Annotated in this window: 13 protein-coding genes; 5 read left to right on the forward strand and 8 right to left on the reverse strand. The window is 69.8% G+C overall.

From position 1 onward, the window contains the following. Positions 1-1,804 (reverse strand): acyl-CoA dehydrogenase (locus tag AB0N89_RS39665; protein WP_364216451.1); only part of this gene is annotated, 1,804 nt, incomplete at its 3' end. A gap of 25 nt (positions 1,805-1,829) precedes the next feature. Then, positions 1,830-3,167: a serine hydrolase domain-containing protein gene (locus AB0N89_RS39670; RefSeq protein WP_364216454.1), complete on the reverse strand. Its 1,338-nt coding sequence runs from the start codon at positions 3,165-3,167 to the stop codon at positions 1,830-1,832. Between the two features lie 300 nt (positions 3,168-3,467). Between AB0N89_RS39670 and AB0N89_RS39675 the strand changes: the two genes are divergently transcribed. After that, positions 3,468-5,123: a DEAD/DEAH box helicase gene (locus AB0N89_RS39675; protein WP_364216457.1), complete on the forward strand. Its 1,656-nt coding sequence runs from the start codon at positions 3,468-3,470 to the stop codon at positions 5,121-5,123. 135 nt (positions 5,124-5,258) lie between these two features. Here the strand turns inward: AB0N89_RS39675 and AB0N89_RS39680 are convergent, their stop codons facing one another. From AB0N89_RS39680 to AB0N89_RS39695, 4 genes are all read right to left on the reverse strand, one after another. Further along, positions 5,259-6,191 (reverse strand): acyl-ACP desaturase, encoded by a 933-nt coding sequence (locus tag AB0N89_RS39680; protein ID WP_364216460.1) that lies wholly within the window; start codon positions 6,189-6,191, stop codon positions 5,259-5,261. A gap of 206 nt (positions 6,192-6,397) precedes the next feature. Beyond that, positions 6,398-7,309: an ABC transporter permease gene (locus AB0N89_RS39685; RefSeq protein WP_364216463.1), complete on the reverse strand. Its 912-nt coding sequence runs from the start codon at positions 7,307-7,309 to the stop codon at positions 6,398-6,400. After that, positions 7,296-8,078, reverse strand: a complete 783-nt coding sequence (locus AB0N89_RS39690; RefSeq protein ID WP_364216466.1) for an ABC transporter ATP-binding protein — start codon at positions 8,076-8,078, stop codon at positions 7,296-7,298. The genes AB0N89_RS39685 and AB0N89_RS39690 overlap by 14 nt, the downstream gene beginning before the upstream one ends. A gap of 16 nt (positions 8,079-8,094) precedes the next feature. After that, positions 8,095-9,156 (reverse strand): ABC transporter substrate-binding protein, encoded by a 1,062-nt coding sequence (locus AB0N89_RS39695; RefSeq protein ID WP_364216478.1) that lies wholly within the window; start codon positions 9,154-9,156, stop codon positions 8,095-8,097. Positions 9,157-9,414: 258 nt separating this feature from the next. Here AB0N89_RS39695 and AB0N89_RS39700 point away from each other — a divergent pair, with 258 nt between their 5' ends. Then, positions 9,415-10,935, forward strand: a complete 1,521-nt coding sequence (locus AB0N89_RS39700) for a sensor histidine kinase (RefSeq protein ID WP_364216481.1) — start codon at positions 9,415-9,417, stop codon at positions 10,933-10,935. Here the strand turns inward: AB0N89_RS39700 and AB0N89_RS39705 are convergent. After that, entirely contained in the window at positions 10,932-11,057 is a 126-nt protein-coding gene (locus AB0N89_RS39705) for a TetR/AcrR family transcriptional regulator C-terminal domain-containing protein (protein WP_364216484.1), read from the reverse strand. The genes AB0N89_RS39700 and AB0N89_RS39705 overlap by 4 nt on opposite strands. A 47-nt stretch (positions 11,058-11,104) precedes the next feature. Here AB0N89_RS39705 and AB0N89_RS39710 point away from each other — a divergent pair, with 47 nt between their 5' ends. Then, the gene (locus tag AB0N89_RS39710; RefSeq protein WP_364216468.1) at positions 11,105-11,329 is read left to right on the forward strand and encodes a dihydrofolate reductase family protein; all 225 of its coding nucleotides are present in this window, start codon (positions 11,105-11,107) and stop codon (positions 11,327-11,329) included. 10 nt (positions 11,330-11,339) lie between these two features. On the opposite strand, the gene folP is transcribed toward AB0N89_RS39710, so the two are convergent. Next, on the reverse strand, positions 11,340-12,206 hold the full coding sequence (folP, locus tag AB0N89_RS39715) for a dihydropteroate synthase (protein ID WP_364216470.1): 867 nt from the start codon (positions 12,204-12,206) through the stop codon (positions 11,340-11,342). A 158-nt stretch (positions 12,207-12,364) separates the two neighbouring features. On the opposite strand from folP, the gene AB0N89_RS39720 reads away from it, so the two are divergent. Continuing rightward, positions 12,365-13,525: a glycoside hydrolase family 88 protein gene (locus AB0N89_RS39720; RefSeq protein ID WP_364216472.1), complete on the forward strand. Its 1,161-nt coding sequence runs from the start codon at positions 12,365-12,367 to the stop codon at positions 13,523-13,525. Between the two features lie 144 nt (positions 13,526-13,669). After that, on the forward strand, positions 13,670-14,674 hold the full coding sequence (locus AB0N89_RS39725; RefSeq protein WP_364216475.1) for a helix-turn-helix domain-containing protein: 1,005 nt from the start codon (positions 13,670-13,672) through the stop codon (positions 14,672-14,674). Positions 14,675-14,745: the final 71 nt, after the last annotated feature.

The raw sequence follows: 14,745 nt of genomic DNA on the forward strand, positions 1-14,745 counted from the left end.
CGTCGACGGCGATGGTCGCCTTGGTGACGCGCGGGTTCTTCGGGTCGCGGGCGTCCATTTCGACCAGGCAGGCGGTGTACGACTTGTACTCGCCGCCGGAGAGATCGCGGACCAGGGACCACACGTGGTCGAAGCGGGCCGCGTCCACGACCGGCTTCCGGATCGACGCCAGCGCGAGTGCCTGCTGCGCCTCCGTCGAGGACGACTTGCCGTGCAGGTCGATCGCGGCGACGCTGAAGTCCTGCACCAGCGTCCCGAAGATCTGGTCGACGACCTCGGTCTCGATACCGGTGATCTCCGCCTGCTCCAGCACCAGCTGCCCGTAGACGACCAGCGTGAACAGTTCGGTCAGCGCGAGGCCGAAGTCGAGGTCCTGCTGCTGCGCCTCGTCCGGGGCCGCGTCGGTGAACAGCTTCACCAGCGCCTCGGCCTGTTCGGTGAACCGCGCGACGTTCGGGATCGCGGACGCCTTGGCGTAGGCCTGGCGCCAGTCGTGGAACCGCACCTTGGACAGCCCGCGCGCGGGGCCCTGGCGGAACAGGAACTCGTCGTCGGCGGCGTCGGTCCGTGTCGGCACGGGCTCGTAATCCTGCGGCGCGAACAGGTACGCGGGCACGAACTTCGCGATCAGCGCGAGGTTCACCGCCACCGTGCCTTCCAGCTTCGGCAGGCCGTCGATGTCGTTCTTGGACATCGCGAGATACGTGTCGGCCTCGAAACCCTTGGCCGCCACGACGTCCGCGACCAGGCCGATGACCTTCTGCGCCTCGGTGGTCACCTTCATCTTGGTGATCGGGTTGAACAGCAGGTACCGGCGGTCGTCCGCGTTCGCGCTCCGGAAGTAGTCGACCGCCCGGTCGGAGAACAGCTTCATCGCGACGAGCCGTGCGTACGCCTCGACGAATTCCCGGCGCACGTGCGGGAAATCGGTGACCTTCTTGCCGTAGAGCACGCGGTTGTGCGCGTGCGTGATCGCCTCGTACAGCGAGTGCGTCGACATCCCGATGCCGCCGAAGCACAGGTTGAACTTGCCGATGTTGACCGTGTTCAGCGCCGCGGAGAACGCTTCGGCGCCGACGTGCAGAATGTCCTCTTCGGACACCGGGTAGTCGTCGAGCTCGAACTCGGCGACGTACATCTGCGACGGGACGACGTTCTTCACCACGCGGTAGTTCGGGTGCTCCGAGTCCGCGTAGAAGAACACGTACTGGTCCGGGCCCTCGACACCGTCGATACGGCCGAACACCGACACGGTCCGCGCGCAGTTCCCGTTGCCGATGTAGTACTTCGACCCGTTCGCGCGGTAGCCGCCTTCGCCGTCCGGCGTGAGCACGAGGTCCGACGAGTAGATGTCGGCCCCGTGCTCCTTTTCGGACAGTCCGAACGCGGCGACGCCACCGGCCGCGAGCGAGTCCGCCGCGCGTTTGCGGGCGGCCTCGTTCGCGCTCTGCCACACCGGGCCCAGGCCGAGGATGGTGACCTGCCACGGGTACCAGTAGTTCAAGCCATAGAAGCCGAGGATTTCCGACAGGGCCGCGACGCGCGCGGTGTCCCAGCGCTTGTCGGCGTTCCCCTCGGCGTTCGCGCCAGGAGTGAGGAATGTCGAGAACAGGCCCTCCTTGCCCGCGAACTCGATGAAGTCCGCGTAGAAGGTCCGGTCGTGGTAGTCCTCGACGAGCTTGCGCTTGCCACGCTGCTCGAACCACTCGATGGTGGCACGCAGCAGGCGACGCGTCTCCGGGTCGAACTGCCGTGGGTCGTAGCCACCCGGGTTCAGCAACAACGCGGTCGCCTTTTCGCTCATGGTCACTCCTGGTCAGCCGAAGTTACTACCCGGTAACCGTAGCGCGCCGCTTCGCCGTCCGGCCACCGAACTCGACCAGCGTCACCTCCCCGTGGTCGTTCCGCAGGAAACGGGCGGTGGGACGGCGGGTGTCGGCGGCCGGGGCGATGGCGTCCTCGGACACGAAGACGGCTTCGAACGCCGGCGGCGACGGGAAGCCCTCGACGTCGGCGACCATCCGGGCCCACAGCGCGCCGTCGCGGTCGGTGAACTCGTAGGCGAGGTGCCCGGTCTCGTAGCGGCCGGTGTAGTCGGCCAGCGACGGCGACGGCAGCGGATCGGCACTGGCGAGCCGGGGCAGCCCGACGAGGTGTTCCAGGCACCAGTCGACGACCTGCCTGCCCAGCGCCGCGCCGCCTGCGCTGTTGGTCAGCACCGTGACGGCGAAGTCGTGTTCCGGCAGCGTGACGAACTCCGACAACTGCAGGTTGCTCACGTTGCCGCCGTGCCGGACCAGCCGGGCGGCGCCGTGGGTCGTGTGCAGCCAGCTCAGCCCGACCTCTTCGAAGCGCAGGGCCGCCTTGCGCTGCGGCGCGCGCATGAGATCCCTGGTCCCGGCGGACAGCGGGGCGTCTCCTTCGGCCTCGCCGGTCAGGAAGAACCGCGCCCACTTGAGCTGATCGCCCGCCGTGGACCACAGCCCGCCGCTCGCGCTGTCGGCGCGGGTCAGGCCCACGGTGTGCGCGACCGTCGTCTCGCCGTCGGTGACGAAATGCCCGACGGCGTGACGCCGGGTGAGCACTTCCCACGGCAGGTAATACGACTCGGTCATGCCGAGCGGTTCCAGCAGCCGCGTGCGGACCAGGTCCTCGAACGTCTTCCCCGACACCACCTCGGCGACGCGGCCCGCCAGCTGGAACCCGGCGTTGCAGTACGAGAAGACCTCCCCGACCGGGAAGATCTGCGGAAGTTCGGCGAACCGGCCGACAGCGAGGGCGAGCGCGTCGTCGCCCCAGCCGCTGTCGAGGTCGACGTCGCCGAGGAAGCCCGCCGAGTGGGTCAGCAGATGCCGGGTGGTGACCGTCTTCTGAGCGACCGGGTCGGCCAGCCGGAGCTCGGGCAGGTACTCGGCCACGGGTTCGTCGAGCTCCAGCGAACCGTCCTCGACCAGGGCGAGCAACGCCGCCGCGGCGAAGGTCTTGCTGGTGGAGCCGATCATGAACAGCGTCCCGGGATCGACCGGCAATCCGGTGTCCACACTGGACACTCCGGTGGCGAACACCGACTCCCGGCCGCCGAGCCGGACGCCCACCACGGCGCCGGGGACTTCCGCCTTGCGCGCCTCCTCGTCCAGCAGGCCTTGCAGTTCCTCGACGTTCGACACTCGCGACCCCTTTCGTCCTGGTCCGGTCAGGGTTTCACCGTGGCACGGCCGACGGATCGTGGAAACCGACGAACATCGGCCGCACGCTTCGTCGGCGGATGCGATCCGCGTGCGGGGGAAATCACGTAGCCGGGGAGATCACGAGCCGGGTACACTGGTCCTGCGGTCCGCTCAGTTCTGCCTCGGGCCGCGTTTCGTTGTCGAAGACCACGCGCCGCGGCCCCCTGAGGTCTGCGCCGGGCAGGACAACCGTTTTCTACTCTTACGGAGATACCAGGGCGCACCCGCGCCCATACGCTTATGAGCACACCTACTTTCACCGAACTCGGCCTGCCCGAGACGCTCGTCGCCGCGCTCGCCGAACAGGGCGTCACCAGCCCGTTCCCGATCCAGGCCGCCACGCTGCCGCATTCGCTGGCGGGCCGGGACGTCCTCGGCCGCGGCCGCACCGGCTCCGGCAAGACCTACGGCTTCGTGCTGCCCGTCCTCGCCCGGCTCGCCGAGGGCCCGACCCGGCGCCGCCCGGGCCGCCCGCGCGCACTGGTCCTGGCGCCGACCCGCGAGCTGGCCACCCAGATCGAGGCGTCGTTCCTGCCGCTGGCCAAGCCGCTCGGCCTCAAGGTCACCACGATCTTCGGCGGCGTCAGCCCCAACCCGCAGATCACGCGGCTGCGTGACGGCGTCGACATCGTCGTCGCCTGCCCGGGCCGCCTCGCCGACCACATGCGCTCCGGCGAGGCGAAGCTCGACCACGTCGAGATCACCGTGCTGGACGAGGCCGACCACATGGCCGACCTCGGCTTCCTGCCCGACGTCCGGCGCATCATGGCCGAGACCCCGGAGCGCGGGCAGCGGCTGCTGTTCTCCGCCACCCTCGACGCCGGTGTCGACGTGCTGGTCAAGCGCTTCATGAGCGACCCGGTGACGCACAGCGTCGACTCGGCGCAGTCGCCGGTCGCGACCATGACGCATCACGTGCTGCACTTGGAGGAGACCCACCGGCTGCCGGTGCTGATCGACCTCACCGCCGCGCCGGGCCGCACGCTGGTGTTCACCCGGACGAAGCACCGCGCCAAGCAGCTGACGCGCAAGCTCATGGCCTCCGGCGTGCCGGCGGTCGAACTGCACGGCAACCTCGGCCAGACCGCGCGCACCCGCAACCTGGAGGCGTTCGCCTCCGGCGCGGCGAAGACGCTGGTCGCGACCGACATCGCCGCCCGCGGCATCCACGTCGACGACGTCACGCTGGTCATCCACGCCGACCCGCCGGTCGAGCACAAGGCGTACCTGCACCGTTCCGGCCGGACGGCGCGGGCCGGGGCGTCCGGCACCGTCGTCACGCTGATGACCGACGCGCAGGTCAGCGACGTCCGCGACCTCACCCGCAAGGCCGGTATCAAGCCGACCACGACGCAGCTCGGCCCAGGCCACCCGCTGCTGTCGGAGCTGGCGCCCGGCGAGCGTTCGTTCACCGCGTCGCCGCGGCGGCCGATCGTGGACACGCGCCCGAAGCGGGTCACCGCCTCCGGCGAGGCCATCCCGGCCAAGGGCGAGGACGAAGAGCGTCCCGCCGGTCGCGGCCGCGGCGGCCGGCCCGGTCGTGGACGCGGTCCCTCCGCCGGTGGCCGTGGCGCTTCCGGCGGCCGTCGCGGTTCCTCGGACGGCCGTTCGCGTCAGCCCCGCTCCGAGGGCGACCGTCGCGGCGCTTCCGCAGGGCAGGGCCGTCGTGGGGCCGAGGCCACCGGACGTCGCGAAGGCGCGGCCAAGGGCGGCCAGGCTCGTCAGGGACGCCACAGCGCCGCCGAGTCGCAGCCGCGCCGGGGTTCCGGTGCCGCCAAGTCGCAGTCCGGTCGAGGCCAGTCCTCGCGTCAGCAGTCCGGCGGGGCTCCGGCCCGCCGCGGCGGTGCCGCCGCGTTCTCCTCGGGAACCCGCGCCGGCTCGCGCCGGTCTCGCTAGTTCTCTCCGGACACGCGTGATCCCCGGCGGATCATGCGTGTCTGGAGGCGGAACTCGCGTGCTTGAAGGCGGATCACGAAGTTCCGGCTCCAAACACGCGAGTTCCGCTTTCAAGCACGCGAGTTCCGCGTCTGATCACGCCCGGCGGGCGGCGGTGCGGGCTTCGGCGGCGGCGCGCCGCTCCTCGAAACGTGAAGCCTGGGTGTCGAGTGCCTTCAGGAACCGGTCGAGCTCGTCCCGCGCCTTCTCCCCCACCTCACCGAGCCCTTCGAGCTCGAAGATCTTCCACTGCCGCAGCAACGGCCAGATCACCTCGTCGTGGTGGATCCGCAGGTCGTAGATGCCCGCCTTCGCGATCAGCGCGGCCTTCCGCACGAAACTCGGGATCACCGCGCCCGGCATCTGGAACTGGACGACCTCGTCGGTGATGGCGCGCATCATCGCGTCGGGGGAAAGCTCCAGCGACGCCTGCACCAGGTTCCGGTAGAAGAGCATGTGCAGGTTCTCGTCCATCGCGACCCGGGCGAGCAGCTTCTCGCACAACGGATCCTGCGTGTACTTCCCGGTGTTGCGGTGCGAGATCCGCGTCGCCAGCTCCTGGAACGACACGTACGCGAAGACGTTCAGCAGCGCCTTGTCGCCGCTGTCGTACCCGGCCTGCATGGTCTCCATCCGCGCCCGCTCCAGCTCGACCGGGTCCACGGCGCGCGTCACCAGCAGGTAGTCGCGGATGCAGATGCCGTGACGGCCTTCCTCGGCGGTCCACCGGTGCACCCAGGTGCCCCAGGCGCCGTCGCGGCCGAAGGCGCGCTCGATCTCGCGGTGGTAACTCGGCAGGTTGTCCTCGGTGAGAAGGTTGACCTCCAGCGAGGTCCGGGCGATCGGCGACACCCGCGACTGCTCGGGATCCCACGCCTCCCCGCCGAGGTCGGCGAAGTTCCGGCCCTCGTCCCAGGGGACGTACTCGTGCGGCATCCATTCCTTGGCGACCCCGAGATGCCGGTTGAGGTTCTCCTCGACCGTCCCTTCGAGCTCGAGCATCAGCCGGGTGGTTTCGGGGACCGCCATGCGTTTCGTTCCTTCCGGGGTACGGGAAACGCTACCTACGACACCGTAACTTACGGTGTCGTAGGTAGGCCACCTCCCGGAGATGAACTCACGGGGCTCGTGAGCGGTGTGACTGGCGATCGGGTGTGGAGGCGGCACGGTCGACGGGGGATCCGGGACACTCAACGTCCCGATCCTCCGTTGATCAAGATCCGAGACCGAGCGGCCTAAAGCGACGCCGTCAGACCACGGGCACGCAGGACCGAGCGTTCCAGCGGCCGGAAGATCAGCAGCTCGATGCCCACGCCGACCAGCAGGATCAGGAAGATCGCCGAGATCACGCCTTCCATGCTGTTGAACGACGAGCCCTCGTTCAGGTACGCGCCGAGTCCCTTGCCGAGCGCCGGGGACAGCGCGATCAGCTCGGCGGCCATCAGCGAACGCCACGAGAACGCCCAGCCCTGTTTGAGCCCGGCCAGGAAGCCGGGCAGCGCGGCGGGCAAAAGGATGTGCCGCGCCGACGAAAGCCGGTTCGCGCCCATCACCTGGCCGACGCGCGGCAGGATCGGCGGGATCTGGTCGATGCCCGAGACGAGCCCGTTCGCGATCGAAGGGACGGAACCGAGCAGGACGACGAAGTAGATCGACGCGTCGTTCAGCCCGAACCACAGGATCGCGGCCGGCACCCAGGCCACCGACGGGAGGCTCTGCAGCCCGGTCAGGAACGGCCCGACGGCGGAGCGGACGAGCCGGACCTTCGCCACCAGCAGGCCGAGCGGGGTCCCGATGAGCACGCCGATCAGGAAGCCCAGCGCGGCCCGGTGCACCGACGTCCACACGAACTCGAAGATGTCGCCGTCGACGGTGATGCCGACGAGCTCGTTCCACACCGTGAGCGGCGCGGGCAGCATCGACTCCGGCCAGAACGCGGCGGCCCACAACGCCTGCCACAACGCGACCAGCAGGGCCAGGAAGACGACCGGCGGCACGAAGCCCCGCAAGAACCGCTTCCCCCGGCTTTCCCGGCGTTCCCCGGTCGGGGTGTCGAGCGAGTCGAGACCCGCTCCGACGGCCTCGTCCGCCTCCTCCGCCGCTGATGCCGCCGATGCCCCCACGTCAGGGCGGTCAAGCCGCGGCATGGGTACTGATCACCTCCCGGAGGTGACCGGTGATCTCCAGGGTCAGCTCTTCGGCGTCGGCGGACTGGACGTCGCGCCATTCCCGCACGACCCGGCCCGGCCGCGACGAGAGCAGCACGACCCGCTGGCCGAGCCGGACGGCCTCGCGGACGTCGTGGGTCACGAACAGCACCGAGGTGCCGGTGCTGCGGTAGACGCGCAGCAGTTCGCCCTGCAGGACGTCGCGGGTGATGGCGTCGAGCGCGGCGAACGGCTCGTCCATCAGCAGCAGCGACTGTTCGGGGTCACCGCCGACGCGCAGGGTCGCGGCCAGCGCCCTGGCGAGCGCGACGCGCTGCCGCATCCCGCCGGACAGCTCGTGCGGCCGCTTGTCGCCCGCGCCGCCGAGGCGGACGAGGTCGAGCAGTTCGGCCGCCTTCTCGCGGCGTTCGGCCCGGCTGAACCCGGCGAGGCGCAGCGGCAGTTCCACGTTGCGGGCCGCGGTCAGCCACGGCATCAGCGCGGCCTCCTGGAACATCACCGCGGGCCGGGAGGTTTCGAGCGTGATCGAGCCGGACGTCGGCCGGTCGAGGCCGGCGACCAGGTTGAGCAGCGTGCTCTTGCCGCAGCCGGACGCGCCGAGCAGGCAGACGAACTCGCCGGGGGCGACCGTCAGATCCATCCCGTCGAGGGCCACGACGGCGCGGCCGGTCGGCCCGAACGCCTTCCGGACCCCGTCGAGCCGCACGGCGACACCGGTGGACAGGCCGGGCTCCAAGGTGGTCGTCATCGCTGATCCCCTCCGGTCACTTCGTCAGTCCGGGCGCGTTCACGCCGGGCTTGCCCTGCTCTTTGAGCACGGCGTTGAGCGGGCCGAAATCGGCGAACCCCTTGAGGTCCACCGCGGACTTCACCACGCCCGCGGTCACCGAGTCCTGCGCGAGCTGGGTGAAGGTCGACGCCACCGGATCGATGCCGAGGTCGATGCCGGAGAACGCGCGGTCGAGAACAGCCTCGCTCAGTGTGCTGCCCGCGAGCGCCTTGAGTTCTCCGTTGACCACCTTCTTCGCCTCGGCGGGGTTGGTCTTCGCCCAGTCGATGGCGGCGAGCTCACCCTTCAGGATGGCAGTGACGGTCTCCGGGTGCTGCTGCAGGAACTCACTGCGGACGATGACGACCGTGGTCGGGAACTTGCCTTCCGGCCACAGGGTCTTCTCGTCCAGCAGGACCTTCGCGCCCGCGTCGAGCACGAGCCGCGAGGACCACGGCTCCGGCAGCCAGCCGCCGTCGAGTTCGCCCTTCTTGAAGGCGTCGAACGTCTTCGGGTTGTCGAGGTTGGTGATCTTGACGTCGGGAAGCTTCTTCTCGGCGATGAACTTCTTGAGCGCGACGTCCTGGGTGTTCGCCAGCGACGGCGTCGCGATGTTCTTGCCGGTGAGCTGTTCCGGCGCGGTGATCTCGGGCTTCACCACCAGCTGGGCGCCGCCGCTGACCGCGCCGGAGACGAGCTGGATGGCGCCCTTGGACTTGGTGAACGCGTTGATGGCCGGACCGGAGCCGATGAAGGCGACGTCGAGCGAGTTGCCGAGCAGCGCGTTGACCTCTTCGGGTCCGGCGTTGAAGGTCTGGGTGGTGAGCTTCGTCGAGCCGAGTTCCTTGGCGAAGAAGCCGTTCTTGACCCCGATCAGCGCGGGCGCGTGCGTCACGTTCGGGAAGTACCCGACGCGCACCTCGCCCGCGGCGCCCTGGCTCTTCTGCTCCGCCGGAGCGGCGCCACTGTCCGCGCGTGAACACCCCGCGATCCCACCGGCCAGGGTCAGGGCGGCGAAAGCCGCGGCCAGCAAGCGGGTTCTGTGGTGGGTGCTCACGGGGATGTCGCCTTTCGGGGGATACAGCTCGACCTCGGGTGGTGGCCGCGAGAGTCGCATGTTCACCCACCTGCCTGCATCGCCATCCGGATGACGGGAAACATCCTGAGAAACCTTGACACCAGGCGGAACCGTTGTTCCACATGTCAGGACAGCCGTCCCGGACCCGGCTCGCCCGATCGGGCGCCCTGCCGGTGTAACGGTCCGAGCCGAACGGGCGAATGACGCTTAGTGGTGACGCATCCCCGGACCGTCGCGATGGCGGGCGTGCTGACGGCCGGGATCGGGACGGGCGTCGTCGCGACGACGCTCAAGATCGCCGACGGCACGCACACCGCGTTCGACACCACCCTGTCCATCACGACCGGGTTCCTCTTCCTCCTCGCCGGCGCCGTCGCGCACGTGCGCCGCGCCTCGAATCCCATCGGCCTGCTCATCGCGCTGGCCGGGCTCGCGTTGTTCGCCGAGGACCTCCAGTTCGCCAAGAACGCCGTCGCGCACACTGCCGGGCTGGCGTTCACGGCCGCGTCCAGTCCGGTGATCGCGCACCTCGTCCTCGCGTTCCCCCACGGGAAACTCCGGTCACGCTGGGAACGCGTGCTCGCCTTCTCCGCGTACGCCGTGGTCTTCGGGGCGGCCGTCCTCGGCCTGCTGGTCAACGACGATCCGGGGAACCTCGCCGCGATCGCCGCCTCCCCGGAGTCCGAGCAGCTGGTCAAACGGCTGCTGGAGCTGGTCGGCGCGCTGATCGGCGGCGGGGTCGTGGTGGTGCTGCTCTACCGCTGGCTCACCGGACGGCTTCCGCAGCGGCGGCTGCTCTCCCCCGTCGTCGCGATCGCCGTGATCGGCGCGGTGAGCACCACGGTCGGCAGCGCGCTCGGCTCCGCGCATCCGGCGTCCGAACCGATGCTCGACGTCTACCGGATCTCGTTCTGCCTGTGGCCGCTGGCGTTCCTGGCCGGGGTGCTGCGGGCGCGGGTCGGCAACGCGGAGATGATCCGGCTCCTGCTGGAACGCGACGGTTCCGGGCTGGCCGCGCTGGTGCAGGACGACGAGGTGTGGAAGGACAGCCGGTCGATCGACGCGCTCAACGCCGCCGCCGGGCTGGTGCTGGACAACCAGCGGCTCGCCGCGGAACTGGAGGAGCGTCTCGTCGAGGTCCAGGCCTCCCGGGCCCGTATCGTGGCCGCGGCCGACGACGAGCGGCGGCGCGTCGAACGGGATCTGCACGACGGCGCGCAGCAACGGCTGGTCAGCGTCGTGTTGTTGTTGCGCATGGCCGAACGCCGGCTCGGGGGCGAGCTCACCCCGCCCGTCGCGGCCCTGCTGGCCAACACCATCGACGAACTTCAGGCCACCGTCACCGAATTGCGCGAACTCGCGCGCGGGCTCCGGCCCGCGATCCTCACCGAGGCGGGGCTCATCCCCGCGGTCCGGTCGTTGCTGGACCGGGTCCCGCTCCCGGTGGACCTCGCGGCGGCGGACGTGCCCCGGATCGGTGGCGCCGTCGAGGCGACGGCCTACTTCGTCGTCTCGGAGGCGGTCACGAATTCCCTGAAACACGCGAGGCCGCGGGAAGTCCGCGTGCGCATCGGCGTCGAGGAGGACGGCCTGCGGGTGGACGTCCACGACGACGGCACCGGAACGGCCGACATCGACGGCGGCTCCGGGCTGCACGGTCTCCGTGACCGCGTCCGCGCGCTCGGCGGCGAACTGACCGTCGAGAGCGATCCCGGCTCGGGCACCACGGTTTCCGCCGTCATCCCGCTGGCGGACTAGCGCCTGCCGTCGATGAGCGCGGCCAGCCCGTCGAGGATCCGCTGCAGACCGAACTCGAAACCGCTGTCGGCCGGCGCGCCGTCGATCGACCCGGCCGCGTCGAGCAGCGCGGGGAACCGGATTCGCGGCGACGTGCCCGCGCAGGCCGCGGTCGCCTTTCCAGGAGACGATGGTGATCTCGAACAGCCTCACCTCGGGCAGCGCCCGGCTGGCGGCGGACCTGATCGCCAAGGGCCTGCTGGACGAGATCCACCTGTTCGTCAACCCGGTCGCGATCGGCGCCGGCCTGCCGGTGTTCCCGGCGCTGGACGCTCACCAGCAGCTGCGGCTGGTGTCGTCCAAGACGTTCGAGTGCGGCATCACCGCGCTGCACCTGGAGCCGAAGAACTCCTGAACCGCGGGTGTCAGGCCAGCCCGCGGATCGCGCGCGCGGGCGGCCGCACCCCCTGGATCGACGCGATCATCTCCAGCACCTGCCGGGTGCGCCTCACCTCGTGCACCCGGAACACCTTCGCCCCTTCGGCCACCGCCCAGGCCGTCGCGGCGAGGGTCCCGTCGACCCGCTCCGAGAGTTCCACGCCGAGCGTCTCGCCGACGAAGTCCTTGTTGGACAGCGCCATCAGCACCGGCCAGCCGGTGTCGGCCAGTTCCCGCGCGTGCCGCAGCAGCGCCAGGCTGTGCCAGGTGTTCTTGCCGAAGTCGTGGGTCGGGTCGATCAGCACCCCCTCGCGGGGGACGCCGAGCGCGACCACCGCTTCGGCGTGCGCCGACGTCTCCGCGACGACGTCCGCGACGATGTCCGGATAACGCACCCGGAACGGGCGCGTGCGCGGGACGGCGTTCCCGGTGTGCGAGCAGACGTAACCGGTGCCGAATTCCGCCGCGACCTCGGCCAGCTTCGGGTCGGCGCCCGCCCAGGTGTCGTTGATCAGGTCCGCGCCCGCCTCGGCCGACCGCCTGCCCACTTCGTGCCGCCAGGTGTCGACGCTGATCACCAGGTCGGGGTGCAGTTCGCGGATCCGTTCGACGAACGGGACCACCCGTCGGATCTCTTCCTCGACGCCGACGTCCGCGCCGGGGCCCGCCTTGACGCCGCCGATGTCGACGATGTCGGCACCTTCCTCCACCGCCCTGGCGACTGCCGCGAGCGCGTCCGGATCGGAGAAGGTCGCGCCCTTGTCGTAGAAGGAATCGGGGGTGCGGTTGACGATCGCCATGACCAGGGCGCGGTCCCGGGCGACGCGGCGCCCGCGGAAGGTCAGCTCGTTCACGGACCGATCGTAGGCGAGCGGGCGGCTCCGGAGGAGAGTGCCGCCCAGCGGGAAGAGATCGGATCTCTCTTGACTCGCTGTCGAACCTCCGAGTAGACGTTGTCCCACAAGGAAGTTCAGCCCGGCGATCCGTTTCCCGGCGCAGGAAAGGGCCTCGAATGTCACAGGATCCTCTTCGCGCGGCACCCCTTTCGCGGCGCACGGTACTGGCGGGAACCGCAGGCGCCCTCGGCGCGCTCGCCCTGCCCGGGGTGGCCGCGGCGGCGCCGGCGGACCTTTCGCGGGCAGTCGTCGACTCGACGATGAAGCGCTACACCCCGGCCACGCTCGGCGGCTGGGGCTACACACGTGGCCTCTACCTCTACGGCCAGTACCTGGTTTACCGGCGCACGGGCGAGAAGCCGTATCTCGACTACATCCTCGCGTGGTACGACCGGTTCGTCACGGAAAGCGGGATCTCGAACGGTTTCACCAATCTGGACGCGATGCGCTCCGGGCAGATGTTCCCCTTGCTGTACACCGAAACCGGACAGGCGAAGTACAAGACCGCGGCGGAACAGCTGCGCCGCCGGTTCCCGTCCTATCCCCGGACGTCCGACGGCGGGATGTTCCACGCCACGAGCAAGACCGGGCAGCTGTGGGCGGACGGCGTGTACATGGCGCAGCCGTTCCTGGCGCTGTACGGCAAGACTTTCGGTGAACCCGGCTATTGCTACGAAGAGGCCGCGAAGAACGTCATCGTGTACTTCGATCACCTCAAGGAGCCCGCCAAGGGCCTGCTGTACCACGCTTACGACGAAGACGGCTCGGAACCATGGGCTTCGGGCGCCGGGCGGCATTCGAAGTACCACTGGGCCCGCGCGATCGGCTGGCTCGGGATGACGGCGATCGACCTCCTCGAGATCCTGCCCGCCGGACATCCGCGACGGCAGCGTCTCGCCGACATCGTGCGGTTCCTCGCGGCGGGGTACACCCGCTGGCAGGACCGGGCTTCGGGCCGCTGGTTCCAGCTCGTCGACCGGGGCGGCGACAAGGACAACTGGCTGGAGACCTCGGCCTCGGCGATGTACACCTTCCTGCTTTCCCGTGGGGTGGAACGCGGTCATCTCGGCGCGGAGTACGGACCGGTGGCCGCAAAGGGCCATCGCGGGGTGCTGTCCCAGGTTTCGACCGGATCCGACGGATTGACCGACATCGCGAACATCTCCGAGGGCACCAATGTCGGTGACACGGCGTATTACTACGGGCGCAAACGCAACACCAACGATTTCCACGGTCTCGGCGCGTTCCTCATCATGAATGAGCAACTCGCCTTCTGAGGTCGCCGCACCGGCCGAAGGACACTTTCCCACTGCTCGACCTGAGGAAAGTGTCCTTCGGCCGTTTCCGGGGGCAGTGCCGGGTATTGACGGGAGGCGCTAACATCGCACGCTGCGACGCCCACTCCCAGGAGGGACGACCGGATGCGCGAGACGCCAACCCAGGCTTCTTATACCCGGCTCGAACTCGGTGACACCAGCACGATCCCGGTAGGTGTGACGGTTTCTCCGCACGTCTCCTTGGTTTCGATGCTCGTCGAGGTGGTCGGCGGGTACGACCGCGGCCTGCCCGCCACCTGGCGACGCCAGGTCGGCTCGGCGATCCCCGAGCAGGGATACCGCGCGGCGAGCGCGCTCGCCCGGCGGGGCACTTCGGTGCAGCCGGACTTCATCGTCCCGATCAGCCCCGGCGAGGACTCCTCCGCCGCGGCGCAGGCGGAAATGCTGCGCGAGCTGACGGAGGCCGATGTCCTGAAAGGCCTGGAAGAGGTCTTCGGGGACCGGCTGCCCGCGCAGTGGCGACAGGCCGCCGACCATCCGAGACGGTGGGTCGCCTCGCTCGCGGACGCCTTCACCGCGACCCGGCTGGCGACCGAGAATCTGTGGACCAAGGCCCGCCCGCTGCTCGACCGCGAGATCGAACGGATCGGGGTCGCCTCCGTCCGTGGCGGGACAGACGCGGTGCTCGGCCTGCTGCGGCCCCATTTCCGGTTCAGCAACGGCTCCCTGCTGCTGCCCGACGCCGAACCGGCGCGGTACACCACCCGCGGCCGCAAGCTGATCCTCGTCCCGATGCTCGCGGGCTGCCGGTCGGCGGTGTCCAATTTCGACGAAGAGGACGCCATCTGGATCGGCTATCCCCTGCCGGGGCTGGACGGCCTGACCGAGAACGGCAGGCACGAGACGGCTCCCGGGGTCGACGGGCTCGATCTCGTGGTCGGCGCCCACCGTGCGAAACTGTTGCGGCACCTCGGGAAACCCGCCCGGATGGGGGAGATCGCGAATCTCCTGTCCTGTGCCGCGAGCACCGCGACGTACCACTGCGAGCAGCTCGTGTCGGCGGGGCTGATCCAGCGGCACCGCGAGGGTCAGGTCGTCCTCGTGGTCCGGACTCCCCGCGGTGACGCGCTGGTGGACCTGCTCTCGTGAGCGGTGGGGTGCGCCGGGGTGTCGCGAAAGCCACTTTCGGGACATCAGACGTCGCGAAAGTGGCTTTCGCG

Source organism: Amycolatopsis sp. NPDC089917, from assembly GCF_040684635.1.
Lineage (GTDB): Bacteria > Actinomycetota > Actinomycetes > Mycobacteriales > Pseudonocardiaceae > Amycolatopsis.

Bases quoted from the DNA above. Each gene is read 5' to 3' on its own strand.
- AB0N89_RS39675 (WP_364216457.1), top strand. From the start codon at position 3,468: ATGAGCACACCTACTTTCACCGAACTCGGCCTGCCCGAGACGCTCGTC.
- AB0N89_RS39680 (WP_364216460.1), bottom strand. From the start codon at position 6,191: ATGGCGGTCCCCGAAACCACCCGGCTGATGCTCGAGCTCGAAGGGACG.
- AB0N89_RS39685 (WP_364216463.1), bottom strand. From the start codon at position 7,309: ATGCCGCGGCTTGACCGCCCTGACGTGGGGGCATCGGCGGCATCAGCG.
- AB0N89_RS39690 (WP_364216466.1), bottom strand. From the start codon at position 8,078: ATGACGACCACCTTGGAGCCCGGCCTGTCCACCGGTGTCGCCGTGCGG.
- AB0N89_RS39700 (WP_364216481.1), top strand. From the start codon at position 9,415: ATGGCGGGCGTGCTGACGGCCGGGATCGGGACGGGCGTCGTCGCGACG.
- AB0N89_RS39710 (WP_364216468.1), top strand. From the start codon at position 11,105: ATGGTGATCTCGAACAGCCTCACCTCGGGCAGCGCCCGGCTGGCGGCG.
- AB0N89_RS39720 (WP_364216472.1), top strand. From the start codon at position 12,365: ATGTCACAGGATCCTCTTCGCGCGGCACCCCTTTCGCGGCGCACGGTA.
- AB0N89_RS39725 (WP_364216475.1), top strand. From the start codon at position 13,670: ATGCGCGAGACGCCAACCCAGGCTTCTTATACCCGGCTCGAACTCGGT.